At 55.3% G+C, this 18,593-nt stretch carries 20 protein-coding genes; 10 read left to right on the top strand and 10 right to left on the bottom strand.

The window, feature by feature from the left end:
* The first annotated feature begins 11 nt into the window (after positions 1-11).
* From odhB to WBY09_RS14400, 4 genes are all read left to right on the top strand, one after another.
* A complete protein-coding gene (gene odhB / locus WBY09_RS14415; protein ID WP_336233093.1) occupies positions 12-1,286 on the top strand; it encodes a 2-oxoglutarate dehydrogenase complex dihydrolipoyllysine-residue succinyltransferase in 1,275 nt (424 codons plus the stop codon).
* A gap of 24 nt (positions 1,287-1,310) precedes the next feature.
* Positions 1,311-2,717 (top strand): dihydrolipoyl dehydrogenase, encoded by a 1,407-nt coding sequence (gene lpdA, locus WBY09_RS14410; RefSeq protein ID WP_296990034.1) that lies wholly within the window; start codon positions 1,311-1,313, stop codon positions 2,715-2,717.
* A gap of 189 nt (positions 2,718-2,906) precedes the next feature.
* Complete coding sequence (locus tag WBY09_RS14405) at positions 2,907-3,353, top strand: methylglyoxal synthase (protein ID WP_197146567.1); 447 nt, start codon at positions 2,907-2,909, stop codon at positions 3,351-3,353.
* Positions 3,354-3,409: 56 nt separating this feature from the next.
* Positions 3,410-4,336 carry an AEC family transporter gene (locus WBY09_RS14400; RefSeq protein ID WP_064781233.1) on the top strand — a complete coding sequence of 309 codons (927 nt, stop codon included), beginning with the start codon at positions 3,410-3,412 and terminating at the stop codon, positions 4,334-4,336.
* Here WBY09_RS14400 and WBY09_RS14395 read toward each other — a convergent pair.
* The gene (locus WBY09_RS14395; protein ID WP_197146566.1) at positions 4,283-5,086 is read right to left on the bottom strand and encodes an RluA family pseudouridine synthase; all 804 of its coding nucleotides are present in this window, start codon (positions 5,084-5,086) and stop codon (positions 4,283-4,285) included. The two genes, WBY09_RS14400 and WBY09_RS14395, sit on opposite strands and share 54 nt — an antisense overlap.
* A 149-nt stretch (positions 5,087-5,235) precedes the next feature.
* Between WBY09_RS14395 and WBY09_RS14390 the strand changes: the two genes are divergently transcribed.
* From WBY09_RS14390 to WBY09_RS14380, 3 genes are read left to right on the top strand one after another with little or no spacing between them, the layout of a single operon-like run.
* Positions 5,236-6,030 (top strand): DUF6134 family protein, encoded by a 795-nt coding sequence (locus WBY09_RS14390; RefSeq protein ID WP_197147630.1) that lies wholly within the window; start codon positions 5,236-5,238, stop codon positions 6,028-6,030.
* Complete coding sequence (locus tag WBY09_RS14385; RefSeq protein WP_063089249.1) at positions 6,027-6,788, top strand: SDR family NAD(P)-dependent oxidoreductase; 762 nt, start codon at positions 6,027-6,029, stop codon at positions 6,786-6,788. Before WBY09_RS14390 ends, WBY09_RS14385 begins: the two co-directional genes overlap by 4 nt.
* Before the next feature lie 2 nt (positions 6,789-6,790).
* Entirely contained in the window at positions 6,791-7,237 is a 447-nt protein-coding gene (locus tag WBY09_RS14380; RefSeq protein WP_197146565.1) for a nuclear transport factor 2 family protein, read from the top strand.
* Here the strand turns inward: WBY09_RS14380 and WBY09_RS14375 are convergent.
* From WBY09_RS14375 to WBY09_RS14355, 5 genes are all read right to left on the bottom strand, one after another.
* Positions 7,200-7,691 (bottom strand): DUF3833 domain-containing protein, encoded by a 492-nt coding sequence (locus tag WBY09_RS14375; protein WP_008889729.1) that lies wholly within the window; start codon positions 7,689-7,691, stop codon positions 7,200-7,202. The two genes, WBY09_RS14380 and WBY09_RS14375, sit on opposite strands and share 38 nt — an antisense overlap.
* 87 nt (positions 7,692-7,778) lie before the next feature.
* Positions 7,779-9,119 carry an MFS transporter gene (locus WBY09_RS14370; protein ID WP_197146564.1) on the bottom strand — a complete coding sequence of 447 codons (1,341 nt, stop codon included), beginning with the start codon at positions 9,117-9,119 and terminating at the stop codon, positions 7,779-7,781.
* Positions 9,106-10,383: an SAM-dependent methyltransferase gene (locus WBY09_RS14365; protein ID WP_197146563.1), complete on the bottom strand. Its 1,278-nt coding sequence runs from the start codon at positions 10,381-10,383 to the stop codon at positions 9,106-9,108. The genes WBY09_RS14370 and WBY09_RS14365 overlap by 14 nt, the downstream gene beginning before the upstream one ends.
* A gap of 5 nt (positions 10,384-10,388) precedes the next feature.
* Positions 10,389-11,222, bottom strand: coding sequence for a DUF1365 domain-containing protein (locus WBY09_RS14360; protein ID WP_197146562.1), 834 nt, complete (start codon positions 11,220-11,222; stop codon positions 10,389-10,391).
* Positions 11,219-12,562, bottom strand: a complete 1,344-nt coding sequence (locus WBY09_RS14355) for an NAD(P)/FAD-dependent oxidoreductase (protein WP_197146561.1) — start codon at positions 12,560-12,562, stop codon at positions 11,219-11,221. The genes WBY09_RS14360 and WBY09_RS14355 overlap by 4 nt, the downstream gene beginning before the upstream one ends.
* A 224-nt stretch (positions 12,563-12,786) precedes the next feature.
* Between WBY09_RS14355 and WBY09_RS14350 the strand changes: the two genes are divergently transcribed.
* Together WBY09_RS14350 and WBY09_RS14345 are read left to right on the top strand one after the other, a co-directional pair.
* Positions 12,787-13,377: a sigma-70 family RNA polymerase sigma factor gene (locus WBY09_RS14350; protein WP_063089255.1), complete on the top strand. Its 591-nt coding sequence runs from the start codon at positions 12,787-12,789 to the stop codon at positions 13,375-13,377.
* Positions 13,374-14,078, top strand: a complete 705-nt coding sequence (locus WBY09_RS14345; RefSeq protein WP_063089256.1) for a ChrR family anti-sigma-E factor — start codon at positions 13,374-13,376, stop codon at positions 14,076-14,078. Before WBY09_RS14350 ends, WBY09_RS14345 begins: the two co-directional genes overlap by 4 nt.
* 79 nt (positions 14,079-14,157) lie before the next feature.
* Here WBY09_RS14345 and WBY09_RS14340 read toward each other — a convergent pair whose 3' ends face one another.
* Genes WBY09_RS14340 through WBY09_RS14330 form a run of 3 tightly spaced genes read right to left on the bottom strand, consistent with a single transcriptional unit; the run spans position 14,158 to position 16,577 of the window.
* A complete protein-coding gene (locus WBY09_RS14340; RefSeq protein ID WP_336233091.1) occupies positions 14,158-15,045 on the bottom strand; it encodes a 23S rRNA (adenine(2030)-N(6))-methyltransferase RlmJ in 888 nt (295 codons plus the stop codon).
* 5 nt (positions 15,046-15,050) lie between these two features.
* On the bottom strand, positions 15,051-15,794 hold the full coding sequence (locus WBY09_RS14335; RefSeq protein ID WP_336233090.1) for an rRNA large subunit pseudouridine synthase E: 744 nt from the start codon (positions 15,792-15,794) through the stop codon (positions 15,051-15,053).
* A gap of 48 nt (positions 15,795-15,842) precedes the next feature.
* A complete protein-coding gene (locus tag WBY09_RS14330) occupies positions 15,843-16,577 on the bottom strand; it encodes an SIMPL domain-containing protein (protein WP_336233089.1) in 735 nt (244 codons plus the stop codon).
* Positions 16,578-16,813: 236 nt separating this feature from the next.
* On the opposite strand from WBY09_RS14330, the gene WBY09_RS14325 reads away from it, so the two are divergent.
* Entirely contained in the window at positions 16,814-17,491 is a 678-nt protein-coding gene (locus tag WBY09_RS14325; protein WP_336233088.1) for a D-lyxose/D-mannose family sugar isomerase, read from the top strand.
* Positions 17,492-17,573: 82 nt separating this feature from the next.
* Here the strand turns inward: WBY09_RS14325 and WBY09_RS14320 are convergent, their stop codons facing one another.
* Entirely contained in the window at positions 17,574-18,533 is a 960-nt protein-coding gene (locus tag WBY09_RS14320; RefSeq protein WP_008889718.1) for a TPR end-of-group domain-containing protein, read from the bottom strand.
* Positions 18,534-18,593: the final 60 nt, after the last annotated feature.

The following is an 18,593-nucleotide window of genomic DNA, read 5'->3' as shown; positions in this document are numbered from 1 at the left end:
TCGAGGAAAAAATGGCGACTGAAGTTAAAGTTCCCGCACTGGGCGAGTCTGTATCTGAAGCCACGGTGGCAAAATGGTACAAAAAAGTCGGTGACGCTGTTGCAGCCGATGAACCAATTGTCGAACTTGAGACCGACAAGGTCACCGTCGAAGTCAACTCCCCGGTTGCTGGCGCAATTGCCGAGCTGGTCGTTGGTGAAGGCGACGAAGTTGAAGTTGGCGCGCTGATCGCGCACATCAACGAAGGTGCCGAAGGCGCCGCTGCTTCTGATGAACCGGCCAAGGAAGAAGCCCCGGCCGCGAAAAAAGAAGAAGCTCCGGCCAAGAAAGAAGAGCCGAAAGCAGCCCCGGCTGCTGCCCCGGCAGAAACGACCGCGTCAAACAGCGATCATCCGCTGGCACCGGCTGTTCGCAAACTGGTCGAAGACAAGAACCTTGATCCGTCCAAAATCCCGGCAACGGGCAAAGACGGCCGCCTGACCAAGGGCGACGTTCTGAACTTCCTCGAAGGCGGCGGATCTGCTTCGCGCGCTGCTGCCGCGGCTCCGAGCGCCCCGGCAGCTCCGAAACCGGAACGTGAACTGCGTGACGGTGAAGAGCGTGTCAAAATGTCCAAGCTGCGCCAGACCATTGCGCGCCGTTTGAAAGAAGCCCAAAACACTGCGGCCATGCTGACCACTTATAACGAAGTGGATATGACCAACCTTCTGGCTTGCCGTAACAAGTACAAAGACGGTTTCGAGAAGAAACATGGTGTGAAGCTTGGCTTCATGTCCTTCTTCATCAAGGCCTGCACCACGGCGCTCAAAGAATGGCCGGCTGTCAATGCCGAGATCGATGGCAACAGCTTCATCTATAAAAACTACTGCGACATCGGCGTTGCCGTTGGTACCCCGCAGGGTCTGGTTGTTCCAGTCATCCGTTCGGCAGAGGAAAAAACCTTTGCGGATCTGGAAAGCACCATTGTCGATTTCGGCAAGCGTGCCCGTGACGGCAAACTGGGCATGGATGAAATGACCGGCGGATCGTTCACCATCTCCAACGGTGGTGTCTTTGGATCCCTTCTGTCATCGCCCATCCTGAACGCGCCGCAGTCCGGTATTCTTGGCATGCACAAGACCCAGATGCGTCCGGTCGCAATCGACGGCAAAGTCGAAATTCGTCCGATGATGTATCTCGCCCTTTCCTATGACCACCGTATCATTGACGGCCGCGAAGCCGTTTCCTTCCTGGTACGCGTCAAGGAATGCATCGAGAACCCGGAACGCATCCTGCTCGATATCTGATCAGACAAAAGGATCAAAGAACTCATGAGTGAGAACTACGACGTTGTCGTGATCGGTGGCGGTCCTGGCGGTTATGTTTGCGCCATCCGCGCCGCACAGCTTGGCCTTAAAGTCGCCTGCGTTGAAAAACGCGGCGCACTTGGCGGTACCTGCCTCAATGTAGGCTGCATTCCGTCCAAGGCCCTGCTGCATTCCTCGCACCTGTTCGAAGAAGCGACCGAGCATTTCGATACCCACGGCATCGAAGTCTCCAAGCCGAAGGTCAACATCGAAAAGATGATGGCCCGCAAGGACAAGGTCGTTGACAGCAATGTCAAAGGCATCGAGTTCCTGTTCAAGAAGAACAAGGTTACCTATGTCAAAGGTGCCGGCGAAATCACCTCGCCGACCTCGGTCAAGGTTGCCCTTCTTGATGGCGGCGAAGAAACCCTGAATGCCAAGAACATCGTCATCGCGACGGGTTCGGAAGTCACCCCGCTGCCGGGTGTCGAAATTGACGAAGAAAAAATCGTCTCCTCGACCGGCGCACTGGTTCTTCCGAAAGTGCCGAAAAAGATGGTTGTCATCGGTGCAGGCGTGATCGGTCTGGAACTAGGTTCCGTCTGGCGTCGTCTGGGTGCCGAAGTTACCGTTGTTGAATATCTTGACCGCATTCTGCCGGGCATGGATGGCGAACTGGTCAAACAGACCCAGCGCATCTTTGCAAAGCAGGGTCTTGACTTCAAACTCGGCCACAAGGTTACCGGTGCCAAGACCACCAAGTCTGGCGTGACCCTGACTGTTGAACCGTCCAAGGGCGGCGATGCAGAAGAGCTTAAAGCCGATGTGGTTCTGGTGGCGATTGGTCGTCGTCCGTACACCAAAGGCCTTGGCCTGGACGCTGTCGGTGTTGAACTCGACGATCGTGGTCGTGTCAAAACCGACGAGCATTTCCAGACCAATGTTGGCGGCATCTTTGCGATTGGCGATACCATCGTCGGTCCGATGCTGGCCCACAAGGCTGAGGAAGACGGCGTTGCCCTGGCAGAAATGTTGGCGGGCGAAGAAGGCCATGTCGATTACGGCAAGGTCCCGGGTGTTGTTTACACCTGGCCGGAAGTTGCCGCTGTTGGCAAAACCGAAGAGCAGCTGAAGGAAGAAGGCGCAGACTACAAAGTCGGCAAATTCCCCTTCACCGCAAACGGTCGCGCCAAGGCAATGGAAAGCACCGAGGGCTTTGTCAAAATCATCGAAGACAAGAAAACGCACCGTGTTGTCGGCGCGCATATTGTCGGCCCGGCGGCGGGCGATTTGATTGCCGAAGTGGTTCTGGCGATGGAATACGGCGCTTCTGCCGAAGACATCGCGCGCACCTGCCACGCCCACCCTGCCCTTGGCGAGTCCGTCAAGGAAGCAGCGCTGGACGCGGACAAACGTGCAATCCACATGTAATTGATCAGTTCTCTGATCTGCAAACGGCCGTCCCATTCACTTGGGGCGGCCGTTTTGTTTTGGCCACCAGAAACGCCTAAGTGCCTACATTTTATGAAGTTTGTGGAATTGTCAGACTTTTGGCAGGTGACGCTGGGGGTCTTTGGGGATTAGTATGACAAAACCTGTTTACTGGCCCGGAGAATGAAAATGGTGCTGTCTGTTGGCGTTGTTGCCCACGACCGTCGCAAACGCGAAATGGCTGACTGGCTGGAAAAACACAAGGATGTATTCGCCAACATGCGCATCTTTGCCACCGGCACCACCGGTCGCGTATTGCAGGAACGGTTTACTGAACTGGATGTCCATCCGCTTAAAAGCGGCCCGTTTGGCGGCGATCAGCAATTGGGTTCGATGATTGCGCACGGCGAATTACAAGCCATGTTCTTTTTTACCGACCCAATGACACCCCAACCCCACGATGTCGATGTCCGCGCCCTGATCCGGCTGGCCAACATGTATGAAGTGCCGATTGCGTGCAATCAAAGCACGGCGGACCTTTTAATCAGCAATCCGAAGTTCGAGGAAATCTGCGAACAATATCGCGACCATTCCCCCGAACAGGTCTTTGCCGATTACAGCAACCGTAAGGTTTAGCCGCCACCCCAAACGGCCCAACAAGACGTTTTCTGCGCCGGAGCGCCCCACACGCCATGCAGCTCGCCTATGATGTCATCGCCGCGATCTTTCCGATCTTTGCCGCCATTCTGGTTGGCGCGGCCTTAAAGCATTTCCTGATTAAAACCGCCGATATCTGGGCCGGGATTGATCGGCTGACCTATTATCTTTTGCTGCCATCGCTTCTGATCGTCGAGATTTATCGCGCCGATTTTTCCAGCGGCCATGCAGGCACCGCCGTTGGTGTCACACTTGCTGCGACACTGGGGCTTTCAGCGGCCCTGCTTTTGCTGCGTCCGGTGATCACGCGGGACACGCCGCTGTTCACATCCATCTTTCAGGGCTCGGTACGTTACAACAGTTATGTCCTGCTGGCGGTTGCCGATGCGCTTTACGGGGCCGAGGGATTGGCGCTTGCCATCATCTTTGTTGCGGTGATGGTGATTGCCACCAACATGCTGGGCGTTGTGGTTCTAAGCGCCTTTAGCAGTGGCAAAAGCAACCTTAAGCGGATCATTGCAGGCGTTCTGAAAAACCCGATCATTATTGCCGCCGGGGCTGGCGCCATCCTGAATGTGAGTAATATTCACGTTCCGTTGCCAATTGAAAATACCGCCGCCCTGTTCAAGACAGCCGCCCTGCCGCTCAGCCTGCTTTCGGTCGGTGCGGGTTTGCGCTTTGTGATGGATAAAAAGGCCGTGGGCGCGATTGCCCTTGCCACCACCATCAAGCTTGCGGTTTTACCGGTTATCACCGGCGTCTGCCTGTATCTTGCCGGTGTCGATGGCATGGTTCTGGCGATGGGGGTTCTTTATGCCGGCATGCCATGTGCGGGCAATGCCTATATCCTGGCGCGCCAACTCAATGGCGACCCGGAAGCAATGGCATCGATCATCACGCTGGAGACGTTACTCTCCGCCTTCAGCGTCGCTGTCATCGCCGGTGTATTGAGCATCAATTGAGCTTGCATGCGCGGCGTATTCGCCGACGTAACCGCACGCTTCGAGCCCCGGGCGCATCAGTTCGGGCGGCGGGGCATCGACAATCACCGGATCGCGGTCGGCATGGAACGGAACGATGATCTGGCGCGATAGCAACATCAGGGTCGGCGGCGCACCAAAGACCGGCGGTTCATCGCCACGGCCATAAAACGGATCGCCAATCACCGGGTGCCCGACATGATCAAGATGCACACGCAACTGATGGGTCCGCCCGGTATGCGGGACAAGCTCCAGCCAGGTGATGTCCTTGCCGTCCGCATCCTTGCCACGGCCCAGCACGGTATATTCAGTTTTTGACGGCTGACCATCTTCATGCACCAGCATGGTCCAGCCGCTTTCATCATTGATCTTGCCAATCGGCGCATCAATAAAGCCATGATCATCTTCCATCGCACCGCGGACCACCGCCCAATAGGACTTGCCGATTTTCTTTTCGGTGAACAGGCGGGTGATCTTTTTTGACGATTTCGGATGACGGCACAGCAACAGACAGCCGGCGGTGTCCCGGTCCAGACGGTGTGCAAGTGTCGGTTCAGGCTGAATGCCGAATTTCAGATCCGGCAGATAGGCATCAACATGAAAATAGGTTTTCGGCCCACCATGCGAGGCCAGCCCGGGTGGCTTGTTCAGAACAATGATGTTTGAATCGCGGTGCAGAACATGCGCGATCAGGTCGTCTGCAATCGGATGGGGCATGGCGTGGCCTTTCATTTCGGGTCCTGGCCCGTGAGCCCCTGCTTACCCCATCAGACCTTTGCGGGCAATGATCATGACGTTTGATCCGCAGATCACGCCAGTGCGTAACAAGAAGGGAGTATTAGTTTTTCAACCTGGCTTTGGTATCAATCATGAAGACATCCATGGCATATCCGGTCAAATCGCTGTTTGGCGCCTGCGCCGTCGCGGGCGGTATCGCGCTGTCTTCCAATGCCTTTGCAGCCGATCCACAATCATCAACGCAGCCCGACGCCACACCCGTCGAGCAAGCGCGCCTTTCCGAGGCGTTCGATGGCCCGGAAACGTGCCGCGAATTTGATGCGATCCGGCGATATGGCAATGAGCTTCGCTTTCAGATCAGGCGCAATGACTCCCCGGTTGGGAGCCATGTTGTGCGGTTCAATCAGGGACGTGATGGCCTGCAGGTGGTTGCCCAAAGCAATATCGATATCAGCTTCTTGGGGTTTAATGCCTACAGCTTTGACTATCGATCCGAAAGCCTGTGGCAGGGTGACCGCCTGGCCGCCCTTTCGGTGCGGGTAGATGATGATGGTGACAAGACAGAGGTGGTCGCCAAACCTGATGCGCAGGGCACACTCGTTGTCAGTGGCCCAGAGGGGGATCAGGCATTGCCAAACGGGATTTTCCCGACCGATCACTGGCATTGCGGTGTCTTGGGCAGCAAAGCGGTTCTTAATACCATTACCGGCAAGTCAAACGCGGTCGAAATCAGCGCAAACGAGCCGGAAACGCTGCAAACAACCAACGGCACGTTGCGCGCCACCCGTTTCACCTATGACGGCGAACTTGAAACCACCGCATGGTATGATGCCGACGGCCGCTGGGTCGGTCTTGCCTTCTCGGCACGCGACGGATCGCAGATCACATATCGTTGCATGAATTGCGCGACGCAAACCGCGCAAAAGGATGAGGAATGAAAAAGCACTTCCAGACCATCTGGATTATCGGGGCGTCTTCAGGGATTGGTGCCGCATTGGCACGCAAACTCCATGAAAACCCGACATCGCCCGCGCAAAAAATCATCATTTCGGCGCGAAATTCCGACAAACTCGATGAACTTGCCGCTGAAATGCCAGGTTTAACCCCGGTTCCGGTCGATATTACCGATACAAATGCGGTGAATGGTGCAATTGCCAAGGTTGAAAAGCAGTTTGGCCTGCCTGACCTGGTTGTTTTGGCAGCTGGTATCTATTCCCCGATGAAGCTGAGTGCGTTTTCAGCCGCCACCATCCGCAGTCACGTCGATACCAATTACATGGGCATCGTCAATTGCCTGGAGCCGCTTTTGAACAAGATGCGCGCGCGCAAATCAGGCGAGATTGCCGTTATGGCATCGGTGGCAGGATATCGCGGCCTGCCCAATGCCGCGGCCTATGGCCCGACAAAGGCTGCCCTGATCAATCTGTGTGAATCGCTGCATACCGAACTGAGCGGCAGTGGCGTTTTGCTGCGTGTGATCAATCCGGGATTTGTAAAAACGCGGCTGACTGACAAGAACGATTTTGAAATGCCCTATCTGCTCGAACCGGAACAGGCCGCTGATTACATCTATCGCGGGCTTTGCGGCAGTGACAAATTCGAGATTGCCTTCCCGCCCCCATTTGTGCGGCAATTGAAGCTGACGCAAATTCTGCCGTATCCGATTTTCTTCAAACTGATGCGTAAGCTGCTCTGATCATGAACAACATCACCGACGCCAAGCGCCAGTTGCTGGCGACTTACGCAGACTATTACGAGAAACTGTCGCTTGAGACGGTTGATCAGTTAAAGGAACTGGTGACAGACGATTTCGTCTTTTGCGACCCGTTCACGACCGTTAGGGGTCCAGACGCCGTTTGTCCCTATCTTGCCAAGGCGTTTACCGATGCGGAGCATCCGCGCTTTATCGTTACCCACCGTGCGATCGATCGGGATCGCGGATTTTTACGCTGGCGCTTTAGTGCGCGGGTAAAGGTGATCGGCAACTGGGAATTTACCGGCATGTCAGAGGTGACGTTTAACGACGATGGCACGCGCCTGGCATCGCATTTTGACCACTGGGATTCCGGCCAGAACTTTTATGCCAAAATCCCGGTACTGCGCTGGTTTATTCAGCGGCTTGCGCGACGCGTTGGGTCTTTGTGAAAAACAGCGTTACTTCGCCGATCTCAAAGCCCCATTTCTTGACCCGTGCCCGGTTGACCAGAACCCCATCGGGTTGCAGGAACATCCAGTCGTCGAACGTCACCCGCCAGGCACCATCACCGACCTTAAGATCCATGTCATAAGACCAGTTCAGGGCATTGCCGTACTGACTGCCAATCGCCTTGCCAACGATATCGTCCGCAAGCCCTTCATAGCTGTGTTCGTCGGTTTTGCTGATTTTCCAGACACGGCGGTCTGTTTCGCCGTCGTCATAGATAAAGTCTTCTTCAAGTGTCAGAACACCATCTTCAACGGTTCCCGTTATTTCGACGGTGAACTGACGACGCAGGGTTCCGAAACGATCTTCGAAAATTCCCCAAGCCCGGCTGTCGCCTTCGAAATAGTCAAACACGTCGAAGCGGGGTTCTTTTTGCGCAAAATCCTGCGGTTTCATCGACCCACATCCGGCTAATAGTACCAAAACACACAGCGCCATGAAGTTCCGCAGCATCGATTTTCTCCTGTCCTGACAATCCCAAGATCAATCATTGCGGCGTGAAAGGCGCCGACGAATGGCAACCTGATGCGTGCTGTCCAACGGAAAGCGCCACATCATCCCGATTGCTCCTGCCTTCAATACGATGGGGATCACCGCATAGATCAAAACCAGCACAACCAATGCGCCAGTTTTTTCCCCTCCTCCGTCGGTCAGGCCAAATGCCCCTAATATCGGAAAGGCAATCCCGGCGGCTAGCGCCATGGCAAGCTTGTTGGTCATGTTCCAAAGGGCAAATAAAAGCCCGGTGCGGCGCACCCCAAACCGGTAACGATCCCAGTCATCGACATCGGCCTGAATGGCGGGTGGCAAAGCCAGATCCGCGCCCAGTGCCGCCCCGGTAACAAGGCATATGACCGCAAAGGCACCGAAATCCCCGGCATCAAGGATCGGCACAAAGGCAAAGGCGACAATCGCCATCACCATGGCAAAACACCAGACGCGGTGCTTGCCAATGCGGCCGGCCATCACAACCCAAAGCGGAATGGCAATGATCGCCGCGGCAAAATAAAGCAGGATCAGAATATTTTCGCTGTCCTGATCAAGTTCGAGGTAATAGCGCACAAACAACGGAAAACACACGGCCGGAAATCCGGCTGCCAGACCATTGATCATCCATGCCGCAAGCAAGCGCATGAAAAGACCATTGTCACGCAGGCTTCGGGCGCCAAGGCGTAAAGTTGCCCAAAGGTTTCTTCTGCCAAAGCTGGATCGGCTTGTGCGTTTATGTTGCGCAACCGGATCGGGTACCTTCCAGACCAGAAGGGCAACAAATACAGCCCCCAGTGTCAGTGTCACGGTGGCAAGGGTTTGAATTTCGGCTGCGCGATCCGGCGCATTGATCAGCACCGGAATGGCCCCGGCCAATACAATCCCGATCAAGCCCGCCCCTTCACGAAGGGCGGTAAGCGTTGTGCGTTTTTTATAATCGCCCGAAAGATCCGCCCCCCAAGCAAGATAGGGCACCTGAAACATCGTCCAGCCGAGAAACAGCACACTTGCCCAGATGAGGAGATATAACGCGCTCGGTTGGGATGGCGGGCTGAACAGATACCAAAGCCCGATACCGGCAATCACCGCCCCGGCACCAGTCCAGATTTTGCGATTGCCGGTCTTGTCGGAAAGCCAACCAACCACGGGGTCGGTCAGCATATCGATCATGCGGACCAGCAACAAAACAACACCCGTGATCGCCAACCCAAGGCCAAGGTCATCGCCATAATAGCTTGGCAACAACACATAGGCCGGAATGGTCGGTACGGCTGCTGCCATCGCCGGTAGCGCGTAAAGAACCGAAATACGGGTGGGGTATTCAGCCTGTCGCATTTTCGCGATGTTCGATCACGAACAGCCCGACATCGATGGAACCCTGATCAAATCCGGTTTCGCAGTAGGCAAGGTAGTATTCCCACATGCGTTTGAAACGCAGATCAAATCCCTGCTTGGCAATGCCATCCCATGCATGCTGGAAGCTGCGCTGCCATTCGGCGAGTGTGCGGGCATAGGATTTGCCGAAAAATTCCGAATGACGCAGTTCAAGCCCGGCGGTATTAACCGCCGCAGAAAGCGCAGTTGGCGATGGTAACATGCCGCCCGGGAAGATGTAGCGTTGAATGAAATCCGCCCCGCGGCGATAGGTTTCAAACCGGTCATCATCAATCGTGATGATTTGCAATACTGCCTTGCCGCCCGGCTTCAGGCGTTTGCGGATCATCTCGAAATAGGTTGGCCAATGTTCTTCACCGACCGCCTCGAACATTTCGATCGAGACAATCTTGTCGTACTGGCCTTCTTCATGGCGGTAATCGCGTAGAACGATTTCGGTTCGGTCGATAAGTCCCTGCATCAAAAGGCGTTCGCGCGCAAAGGCGTGTTGTTCATTCGACAGGGTCAGACCGGTGACATTGCAACGATACTTGCCGGCTGCAAGTTCGGCAAAGCCGCCCCAGCCGCATCCGACTTCCAGCACATCTTCGCCTGATTTCAGTTCGGCAAGTTCGCAAATACGTTCATATTTCGCAGATTGCGCCGCATCCAGGGACATGTCGGGCGCGGTATACAGGCCCGACGAATAGGTCATGCTGGGATCAAGCCAGGCACGATAGAAATCATTGCCGAGGTCATAGTGATAGGCAATGTTGCGCTTTGATCCTTCAAGCGTATTGGCGTTGCGCAGATGTCCGATCCGCGCCACCGTGCGTGCCAGAAATCCTGCCGCCAGACGGGCCCGCACGATCGTTTCATTGTGCATGGCAAAGTGCATCAGATGCGTCAGATCCGGGCTGCTCCAACTGCCATCCATATAGGCCTCGGCAAAGGCAACATCCCCGCCCGTGGCCAGTTTGCGGATCGCCTGCCAGTCATGGATATGGATGGCCGCGCGCAGATTGGTTTCGTGTTCGCCAGAAAAATGCAGGGTGTCGTCATCGGGCAAAACAATGGTCAAACGACCGTAATGTAGATGCGCCAGAACGCGCTTGAGCATCGCCTTTAGAAGGCTGCGGCTGCCGGTCATGCTGCCCAGCATCGGCAGAATGCGGTCACGCAGTGAAAAGGCGGAAACGGATGCATTACGATTGCGGTTTGGCATTGTTTTTATCTCTTCCCTGATTGGGCCGCTGCTGTCCCGGCTTCCAGCACATAGGTTACAGGCTGCTCTGGCGGTGCTGGTCGTTTATGGAATGTCATACCCTTGCGCCAAAGATGGAGCGCCTCCCAGTGGATACCAGCCACGACCTTTAGGGTCATCAGCGGGTATCGAATGAAGGCTCCTAAAAGTTTACGGTCGGAAAGTTCGGTTCGATCACCAACAAAGGCAGCATTCAAAAACAGACCTTTTGCGTCGGTTTCGCGAATGGCAACCGCGACATTTTCATCTGGCATGCGAATGCGGAAATGATAGTCCGCGACCATATCGATGAAGGGTGAGACGTAAAAACCCTTCGCACAGGACTGGCGCAGCACGTTCTTGTCATCAAGTGCGCCTTCGCTGACCGGGATCAGGTAACTGTGCCGATCCCCGAAGGTGTTCGAGACCTCATACAGAACCGCGCCCACCGATCCGTCAGCACGATGGCAGAAATAAACCGAGAGCGGATTGAACACAAAACCTAGCAAGCGCGGATAGCACAACAGCCGTATTTTGTCCGCGCAATCACCAAGCCCGTGATCACTCAGAATTGCCTCCAACCGGGTGCGCAAATCGGTGGCACCCCCATCGGCGTGATCGCGGTCATGGAATGAAAACAGGTTAAAGCGATTGCGACTGAACAGTTTCAATTTGGCGGCAAGACCATCAATCTCGTCGAGATCAAGCAGGAAGGAAAACACCCGATAGCGCAGTTTGTGCTTTTTCGGACGCAAACGATGATGCGTGACCACCCCTTCAAACAGGGCCGATGCCGGTTTTGTCGCAACAGGACGTGTCATGCAGCCTCGCTTGATTGCGAACGGGCGGTTTCGCCAACATGGATACGGCCGCTTTCATTTTCGACATTCCACGGGCGTCGCACATTGCCAAGGGCCTCGGCCACCGCAAGGCCCGATTGAATGCCATCTTCATGGAAGCCATAGCCAAAGTAACTGCCGCAATACCAAAGGTTATCCACTCCCTGGATCGACCAGAGTTCCTTTTGTGCGGCCATTGCGCCCGCATCAAACAGCGGATGATCATACAGGAAGGATCTGATCACACTGCCCTCTGCCGGATGGCGTGGCGGGTTCAAGGTCACGAAAAGCGGCTGCCCCGGATCAAGATGCTGCAGGCGGTTCATCCAGTAGGTCACACAGACTTTCTGTTCGCCGTCATGATCTTCGGCCAAATAGTTCCAGCTTGACCAGACCTTCTCGGTTTTTGGCATCAGGCTGGCGTCATTGTGCAGGATCGCCAGATTGCGCTCGTATTTGAACGCCGAAAGCAGTTCGGCAGTGCGCGGGTCGGGTGTTTCCTGCAACGCCAGCGCCTGATCACCATGGCAGGCCAGAACGACGTGATCATATTCTTCACGCTTGCCATAGCGGTCCTCGACAAACGCGCCACCGGATGCGGTCTTGCCGACCTTGGCAATGGCACGGTCAAGAACCACACCGCCGGAAATCTGTGCTGTCATGCGTTTCACATATTCACGTGATCCACCAACCACGGTGCGCCATTGCGGGCGATCCTTGATCTGCAACAGGCCGTGGTTCTGGCAAAACCGAACGAACGCCGCCAGTGGATAGGCCATCATGGTATCGACCGGCGTCGACCAAATAGCCGCGCCCATCGGCAGCAGATGGTCATTGATAAAGGATTTGGAATAGCCATTGTCGCGCAGGTAATCGCCAAGGCTGATATGCTCAGCCGTGCGATCTTCAAGGGCCGCTGGGGCTTCGCGATAGAAGCGCAGGATATCGCGCACCATTTTCCAGAAGCGCGGACGGAACAGGTTGCGTTTTTGGGCAAACAGAGCGGAAAGATCGCCACCACCGTATTCCAGACCGCCCTCATCCATTGAAGCCGCAAAGGACATGTCTGTCGGGGTTGTTTCAACGCCCAAATGATCAAACAGCGCACAAAGGTTGGGGTAGCATCGGGTGTTATAGACAATGAAACCGGTATCGACCGGGGTTTGCCCGGCATCGACCGTGTTGGAATGACCGCCTGCGCGATCATCCTTTTCATAAAGCGTCACGTTGTGTGACTGGCTCAGCAGCCAGGCAGCAGACAAGCCAGATATTCCAGACCCGACAACGGCGATATTGAGTTTTCCCGGGGTGACAATGTTCATATCGGCGCGGCCCGCTTACTGTTAGTGTGTGACATTATTTATATGAGTACGCGGATCTGTAATTCGCGGATCACTCGGATTATTTTGGATTTGTTTGCCTGAACAGATTGTAAGTGTCTGGTAGGAAACATACATTTTTATTTGATCCGAATGAACGTGGCCGACGTAGGAATTGCATGATGAACACAATTCTGGCGCGGCCCCAACAGGGACCTGAAACAAAAATGAGCGGCACCACACCACGACGCACCGGGCCAGCCGATCCGGTCGAAGCGAAAAGATGTGCCGATTGGATTGTTTCCGTCGCAGCGACACGCGACCGGGAAGCATTTGCGCGATTGTTTGCGCATTTTGCCCCGCGCGTTAAAGCTTACATGTTCCGGTTTGGCGGTAATCCCGAGACCGCCGAGGAAATGGCACAGGAAGCAATGATGCAGGTCTGGCGCAAAGCGCACCTGTTTGATCCTGCGAAGGCAGCCGCCAGTACGTGGATTTTTACCATCGCCAGGAACCTTCGGATTGACCGGTTCCGGCAACGCAAACATATCGAGGTAGATGATTCCGACCCGACTTTGATTGTCGACGAAGATCCGCTGGCAGATGACGTAGTCAATCGCGACCAGGAGGCCGTCCTTGTCAAAGCTGCAATGGAAGAATTACCCGCCGACCAAAAGGTAGTTGTTGAATTGTCGTTTTTCGAAGATTGCTCACACAGTGAAATTGCCGAGCGTCTTGATATCCCGCTGGGAACTGTGAAGTCCCGTTTGCGGCTTGCGCTTGGCAAGTTGCGTGGCGGACTGGAAGGTGTCGCATGAACATTAAGCATCATCCAACCGATCAGACATTGATGGAATATGCCAGTGGTTCGCTGTCGCAAGCGATGGAGCTTCTGGTCGCAACCCACATGACCGTGTGCCCGCATTGCCGGGACAAGGTCAGTGGGTACGAAACCATGGGCGGTGCCGCGCTTGAAACCACGAACAGCATGTCGATGGCGGATCATTCGCTTGATCACGTCATGGCGATGCTTGAACGTGAAACAGCGAACGAAAACATCGTTGCGCAAGAATTGCCGTCATTGCGTCGCGTTGCGGTCGGTGAAAGCATTACCGGCAGCGCCATGAGCGCCCTGCCAAGACCGCTTGCCGATTTGCTGCCTGACGATGTGATGTCGCTTGATGATATTCCTTGGAAATCACTTGCACCGGGCGTGAAGCATTTCCAGCTGAAATCCATCGAAAGCAAGGGCACCGTGCGCCTGATGAAGATCGCGCCGGGTGTTTCGATCCCCGATCACGGGCACCATGGTCATGAAATGACCCTGTTGATCAAAGGATCCTATATCGACGAGATCGGGCGGTTCCGGGCCGGTGACGTGGCAGACCTTGATGATGACGTTGATCATCAACCGATTGCTGATACCGCCGAGGAATGCATCTGCTTGATCGCAACCGATGCGCCAATGAAGTTCAACCGTCTGCTGCCAAAATTGCTGCAGCCATTCTTTGGCATCTGATACCCGTTACCAATGCGTCCCAACGCATCGAGGCCCCGCTGGCAACACGCCTTCGGGGCCTCTTTTCTTTGCAGCGGGTCTATGCGGCGGGCATCAGCCAGCGCATCTGATGGTTTGCGGGCCCAGGCAGTTTGCAGGTTTTCGCAAGCCAGTTTCCGATATCGCCAAGTTGCTGATCAAACTGCCACGGTGGATTGATGACCAGAAGGCCGGTACCACGCATGCGACCCTTGGCACCACCCTGATCAGTAGCAAGTTCGGCACATAGAACGCCACCCGATGCCTTGATCGCGGAAAACGATTTGCGAAGGTCGTCATCAAACCCGTCCAACAGGATCGGGTACCACAGCATGAAAGTCGCGGTTGGCCATTTTTCCCAGGCTTCGCGGATTGCCTTGGCGGCCTTTTGATAATCCTGCTTCACATCATAGCTTGGATCCATCAGAACCAGTCCGCGGCGGATGGCGGGCGGCATCATGGCGACAACACCCTCATAGCCATCGCGTTTGTGCAGATGAATGCGTGCATCACGCTTGACCCTGTGATGAAGCATTTCATGTTCACGCGGATGAAGTTCCATAAGGACCAGTTCATCATCGTCGCGCAGCATATCGCGGATAATAAACGGTGATCCCGGGTAAAACGGACCTTGGTAATCATCGCCTTCGCGTACCCCATAATCGCGACCCTTGGCGACCGGATCAAACGCGGCGACATAGTTTAAGAAATGCTGCAGCATTTCGGGTGCATTGGCACCGTCCTTGGCGCGCGCATAACCGTCTTTCCACTCGCCGGTTTTGGCGGCCTGTTCACTGCCAAGGTCATACCAGCCCGACCCGGCATGGGTATCAACCACACAGAACGGTTTCTTCTTTTTGCGCAAATGTTCAAGCACCAGCCAAAGGGCCGCATGCTTGTGCATGTCGGCAAAATTCCCGGCATGAAAGCCGTGCAGGTAACTTAGCATGGCGGCTATCCTTTCTTCGGGCGCGAACGGTGACGTGCAGGTTTATACCCGCCCTTGCGCTGACCTTTGCCCGCCTTTGCGCCTTCACGCGCGATACTGGCTTTGTCGTCGGTATTGGGCGCGTTGGTACCATCGGGCAACTGATTGCGGCGCGGCGGTTTGGCCGATCCGGGGGATAGCCTTCGATGGGTCGCAGGCGATGCATCGACCTCGATCACCTTCCATTCGCCCGGTGCGAGACCGTCGAGCGTCCAATCCCCGATGGCATGCCGGATCAATCGCAAAGTCGGAAACCCGACGGCGGCGGTCATGCGACGTACCTGGCGATTTTTGCCCTCGGTAATGGTCAGTTCGATCCAGCTTGTCGGGATCGCCTTGCGATAGCGGACCGGCGGATCACGTTCCCAAAGCCCGGCCGGTTCATCGATCCGCCGGACCTTGGCGGGCAAGGTCATGCCGTCTTTAAGCTCTACTCCGCGGCGCAGGGCATCAAGTGCGGCGTCAGTGGGTTCACCGTCAACCTGCACCAGATAGGTTTTGGGTTTCTTGAATTTCGGATGGGCGATCTGTGCGTTCAGCGGCCCGTTATCGGTCAGAAGCAACAAACCCTCGCTATCGCGATCAAGCCTGCCGGCGGCATAAACGCCGGGCAGATCGATATAGTCGGCCAAGGTCTCCCGACCGTTTTCACGGTCGGTGAACTGCGTCAAAACGCCATAGGGTTTGTTAAACAGAATCAGTTGCGCCATGGCGCGCATAAAACCAGCTTTGACGAGGCTGTCAACTCAGTTCAGCCCCTAATCGCGGATGAGATATTCCATGGTGGTGACCACGCGCACGGTCTTGTTGATCTGGTTGGCTTCCATCATGTTGGGTGCGCCATCGGCGGCCAGTATCTGAAACAGGCCCTGTGTCGCGCGGCGAATACCGCCCAGTTCACCACCGGAATCCGCGGCAAATTGCTGGGCTGCTTCGCGGGCATTGGCGGTGGCCGCCGCGATCATTTCCGGCTTGATGTCATTAAGACCGGTGAACAGATAACTCGGCCCCGGGTTATAGCCCTGCCCGCCCAGAACAACACCGCCCTGCAACAATTTGCCGATATCCTGAGATGCGGCAACCACCGCATCAACATCATCGGTGCGGACCTGAATGGTCTGATTGACGATATAGCGACTTTCAATCGGCCCGGACCGATAGGACTGGGCAAGCTGATCGGTTACCTGAAGGTTTTGCAGCTCGGTCGCTTCGCGTCCTATGCCGTGGCTGGCAAGAAATTCAAACAATGTGTTGGTATCGGCATCAATCTTGGCCTGTGCATTTTGCAGCACATCATCAGTCGCAACATAGGTAATCGGCCAGACGGCCTTGTCGGCCTTTACATCGCGTTCGGCCAGTCCCTTGACCGTGACATAGCGATCAAGGGCACGCATATTTTCAATGCCGGTCCCGACCAGCCAGCCCGATGCGGCCAGTCCTACGGCGACAACGATTGCCGCGACAACTTTGGCAAATCCCGATGATTGCGACATGATGCAGTTCCCCTGTCCGGTTTCGGGCGATATCGCAAACATGATATCACACTGTATGATTTTCACTGTATTGCGCTGAAAAACGGCGATTGCGGGGCAGCTTGTGATGCGAACTGCCAACACCGGCACTCTGAAATCGAAATGCTTTGAATGCATTCAAAAACTATCGCATTCACCATTCGGGCGTGGTAAAACCCGGCCCAATCAATCATGCCAAATGCCACAAGAGGTCAACCATGCTGCGTTCTAAAATCAATGCCTGTATCGAGCATGCCAAGGAACTTTATGCATCCATCGCATTCAAACTGCCGGAATGGGCCCATTACAGCCCGGCGCAATGGGAAGCCGAACCTGATCTGGCAAAATGGTGCCGCGACCATCAGATGGGCTGGGATGTCACCGATTACGGCGAAGGCAATTTTGAAAAGCGCGGCCTGATCCTGTTTTGCCTGCGCAACGGCATCCTGCGCCAGCCGGGCGAAGTGCCCTATGCCGAGAAAATCATGATCGTTGGTGAGAATCAGGAATGCCCGTGGCATTACCACAAGGTCAAAATGGAAGACATCATTGTACGTGGCGGCGGCAATCTGGTGATCGAGCTGTGCAACCTGACCGAAGATGGCCAGATGGACCGCAAAAATGAAGTCCGTGTCCGCACCGACGGCAAACTCAATATCCTGCCCGCTGGTGGCAAGGTTGTTCTGGAACCGGGTCAAAGTGTGACCCTGCCGCGCACGCTGATCCACCGCTTCTATGGCGAAGAGGGCAAGGGTCCGGTGATCGTCGGTGAAGTTTCGCAGGTCAATGATGATCTGACCGACAACTACTTCTTTGATTGTGATGCGCGCTTTACCAAGATCGAAGAAGACGTCGCACCGATCCACCCGCTGTGGAACGAACTGCCAAGCAGCTAAGCGACTGCAAAAACCCGGATATCAAAAAAGGCCCTGCAGCAATCCTGCAGGGCTTTTTCGTATGTGACTTGAATTTTCCGGGTTACTCGGCTGGCGGCAGGTCTTCCTTTTTGCCGAGAATCTGGGTGAATTCCGGCATGTCGCGGAGCGGTTCGAATTCTTCCTCGACCCAGGCGGGCTGGCGCATGGTATCGGACAATTCAACAGCACGTTGCAGGTCAGCAAGGGCTGCTTCCTTGAAACCAAGGCCAGCATTGGCACAGGCACGCTGATAATAACCGTTGGCGTTTTCGGGGGCCTCGGCCAAGAGCCGATTGCACAGGCTAAGTGCCCAGTCACGATCCCCGAGTTGCAAGGCAGCATCGGCCTTGTAGGCCATGACTTCCGGATCACCCGGTGCAAGTTCGAGGATCTTGTCATAGGTTTCGATCTTTGCCCGCGGATTGCTGAGCTGGTTGGCTTGCAGCCACAGGGCATGAATGGTCTGGGTGCGTTCGATCTCGTGCTGATGTTCGTTGATCAGTTTGGATTTCAACAGCAGTTCGTTTTCAAGCGAGGTGAGACGCCCTTCGAATTCCTGGGAAAGGCGTTGCAGTTCGGTATTGGCCAGATTGCGCACGCTTGATTTCAATTCGCGCAGAGACTGCCATCCCAGCATGGTCAGAAGTGCACCGACGGCCGCCACGAAATAGAAGAAATAGGTCACGGTGTTCGATGAATAGGAAATCGCCTTGTCGATGGCCTCAAGCTGCCGGTTAACGACCTCGCGCAGCAATTCGGCACGCATGCCCTGCATTTCCGTACGCAGGTTTTTCAACTCATCAAGCACATAGCGTTCCATCAGAGGCGGCATGTTGGACCGTTCCTCGGCCGACAGGGGACGGTAATCGATCGACGGAACATCGGTCGTACTGTCGGTGACCTGACCATTGACCGTCGTCTGGTCCGTTGAACCGCTGGTCTGGGCGTTTGCAACGTCACCTGACAAAACAAAGCCCAACGCCACCACGACAGCAGCCATCAAAGCCGATAGTTTCTGCATCTTGTTATCCCGTTTTCTTTTCCGGATCGAAGCCGTTTCCTGACAAAGGCAGACTAGGGC

Origin of the sequence: Thalassospira sp. CH_XMU1458, assembly GCF_037027205.1 — a bacterium.
GTDB lineage: Bacteria > Pseudomonadota > Alphaproteobacteria > Rhodospirillales > Thalassospiraceae > Thalassospira > Thalassospira tepidiphila.
Note: the sequence above shows the minus strand (reverse complement) of the source record. Positions and strands in the feature narration are given on the sequence as shown.

Excerpts from the sequence above, each read along its gene's own strand:
- WBY09_RS14335 (WP_336233090.1), bottom strand. The coding sequence starts at position 15,794 with ATGGCGCAACTGATTCTGTTTAACAAACCCTATGGCGTTTTGACGCAG.
- WBY09_RS14340 (WP_336233091.1), bottom strand. The coding sequence starts at position 15,045 with ATGCTAAGTTACCTGCACGGCTTTCATGCCGGGAATTTTGCCGACATG.
- WBY09_RS14350 (WP_063089255.1), top strand. The coding sequence starts at position 12,787 with ATGAGCGGCACCACACCACGACGCACCGGGCCAGCCGATCCGGTCGAA.
- WBY09_RS14325 (WP_336233088.1), top strand. The coding sequence starts at position 16,814 with ATGCTGCGTTCTAAAATCAATGCCTGTATCGAGCATGCCAAGGAACTT.
- lpdA (WP_296990034.1), top strand. The coding sequence starts at position 1,311 with ATGAGTGAGAACTACGACGTTGTCGTGATCGGTGGCGGTCCTGGCGGT.
- WBY09_RS14405 (WP_197146567.1), top strand. The coding sequence starts at position 2,907 with ATGGTGCTGTCTGTTGGCGTTGTTGCCCACGACCGTCGCAAACGCGAA.
- WBY09_RS14330 (WP_336233089.1), bottom strand. The coding sequence starts at position 16,577 with ATGTCGCAATCATCGGGATTTGCCAAAGTTGTCGCGGCAATCGTTGTC.
- WBY09_RS14380 (WP_197146565.1), top strand. The coding sequence starts at position 6,791 with ATGAACAACATCACCGACGCCAAGCGCCAGTTGCTGGCGACTTACGCA.
- WBY09_RS14355 (WP_197146561.1), bottom strand. The coding sequence starts at position 12,562 with ATGAACATTGTCACCCCGGGAAAACTCAATATCGCCGTTGTCGGGTCT.
- WBY09_RS14360 (WP_197146562.1), bottom strand. The coding sequence starts at position 11,222 with ATGACACGTCCTGTTGCGACAAAACCGGCATCGGCCCTGTTTGAAGGG.
- WBY09_RS14395 (WP_197146566.1), bottom strand. The coding sequence starts at position 5,086 with ATGAAAGGCCACGCCATGCCCCATCCGATTGCAGACGACCTGATCGCG.
- WBY09_RS14400 (WP_064781233.1), top strand. The coding sequence starts at position 3,410 with ATGCAGCTCGCCTATGATGTCATCGCCGCGATCTTTCCGATCTTTGCC.
- WBY09_RS14385 (WP_063089249.1), top strand. The coding sequence starts at position 6,027 with ATGAAAAAGCACTTCCAGACCATCTGGATTATCGGGGCGTCTTCAGGG.
- WBY09_RS14345 (WP_063089256.1), top strand. The coding sequence starts at position 13,374 with ATGAACATTAAGCATCATCCAACCGATCAGACATTGATGGAATATGCC.
- WBY09_RS14390 (WP_197147630.1), top strand. The coding sequence starts at position 5,236 with ATGGCATATCCGGTCAAATCGCTGTTTGGCGCCTGCGCCGTCGCGGGC.
- WBY09_RS14375 (WP_008889729.1), bottom strand. The coding sequence starts at position 7,691 with ATGAAACCGCAGGATTTTGCGCAAAAAGAACCCCGCTTCGACGTGTTT.
- odhB (WP_336233093.1), top strand. The coding sequence starts at position 12 with ATGGCGACTGAAGTTAAAGTTCCCGCACTGGGCGAGTCTGTATCTGAA.
- WBY09_RS14370 (WP_197146564.1), bottom strand. The coding sequence starts at position 9,119 with ATGCGACAGGCTGAATACCCCACCCGTATTTCGGTTCTTTACGCGCTA.
- WBY09_RS14320 (WP_008889718.1), bottom strand. The coding sequence starts at position 18,533 with ATGCAGAAACTATCGGCTTTGATGGCTGCTGTCGTGGTGGCGTTGGGC.
- WBY09_RS14365 (WP_197146563.1), bottom strand. The coding sequence starts at position 10,383 with ATGCCAAACCGCAATCGTAATGCATCCGTTTCCGCCTTTTCACTGCGT.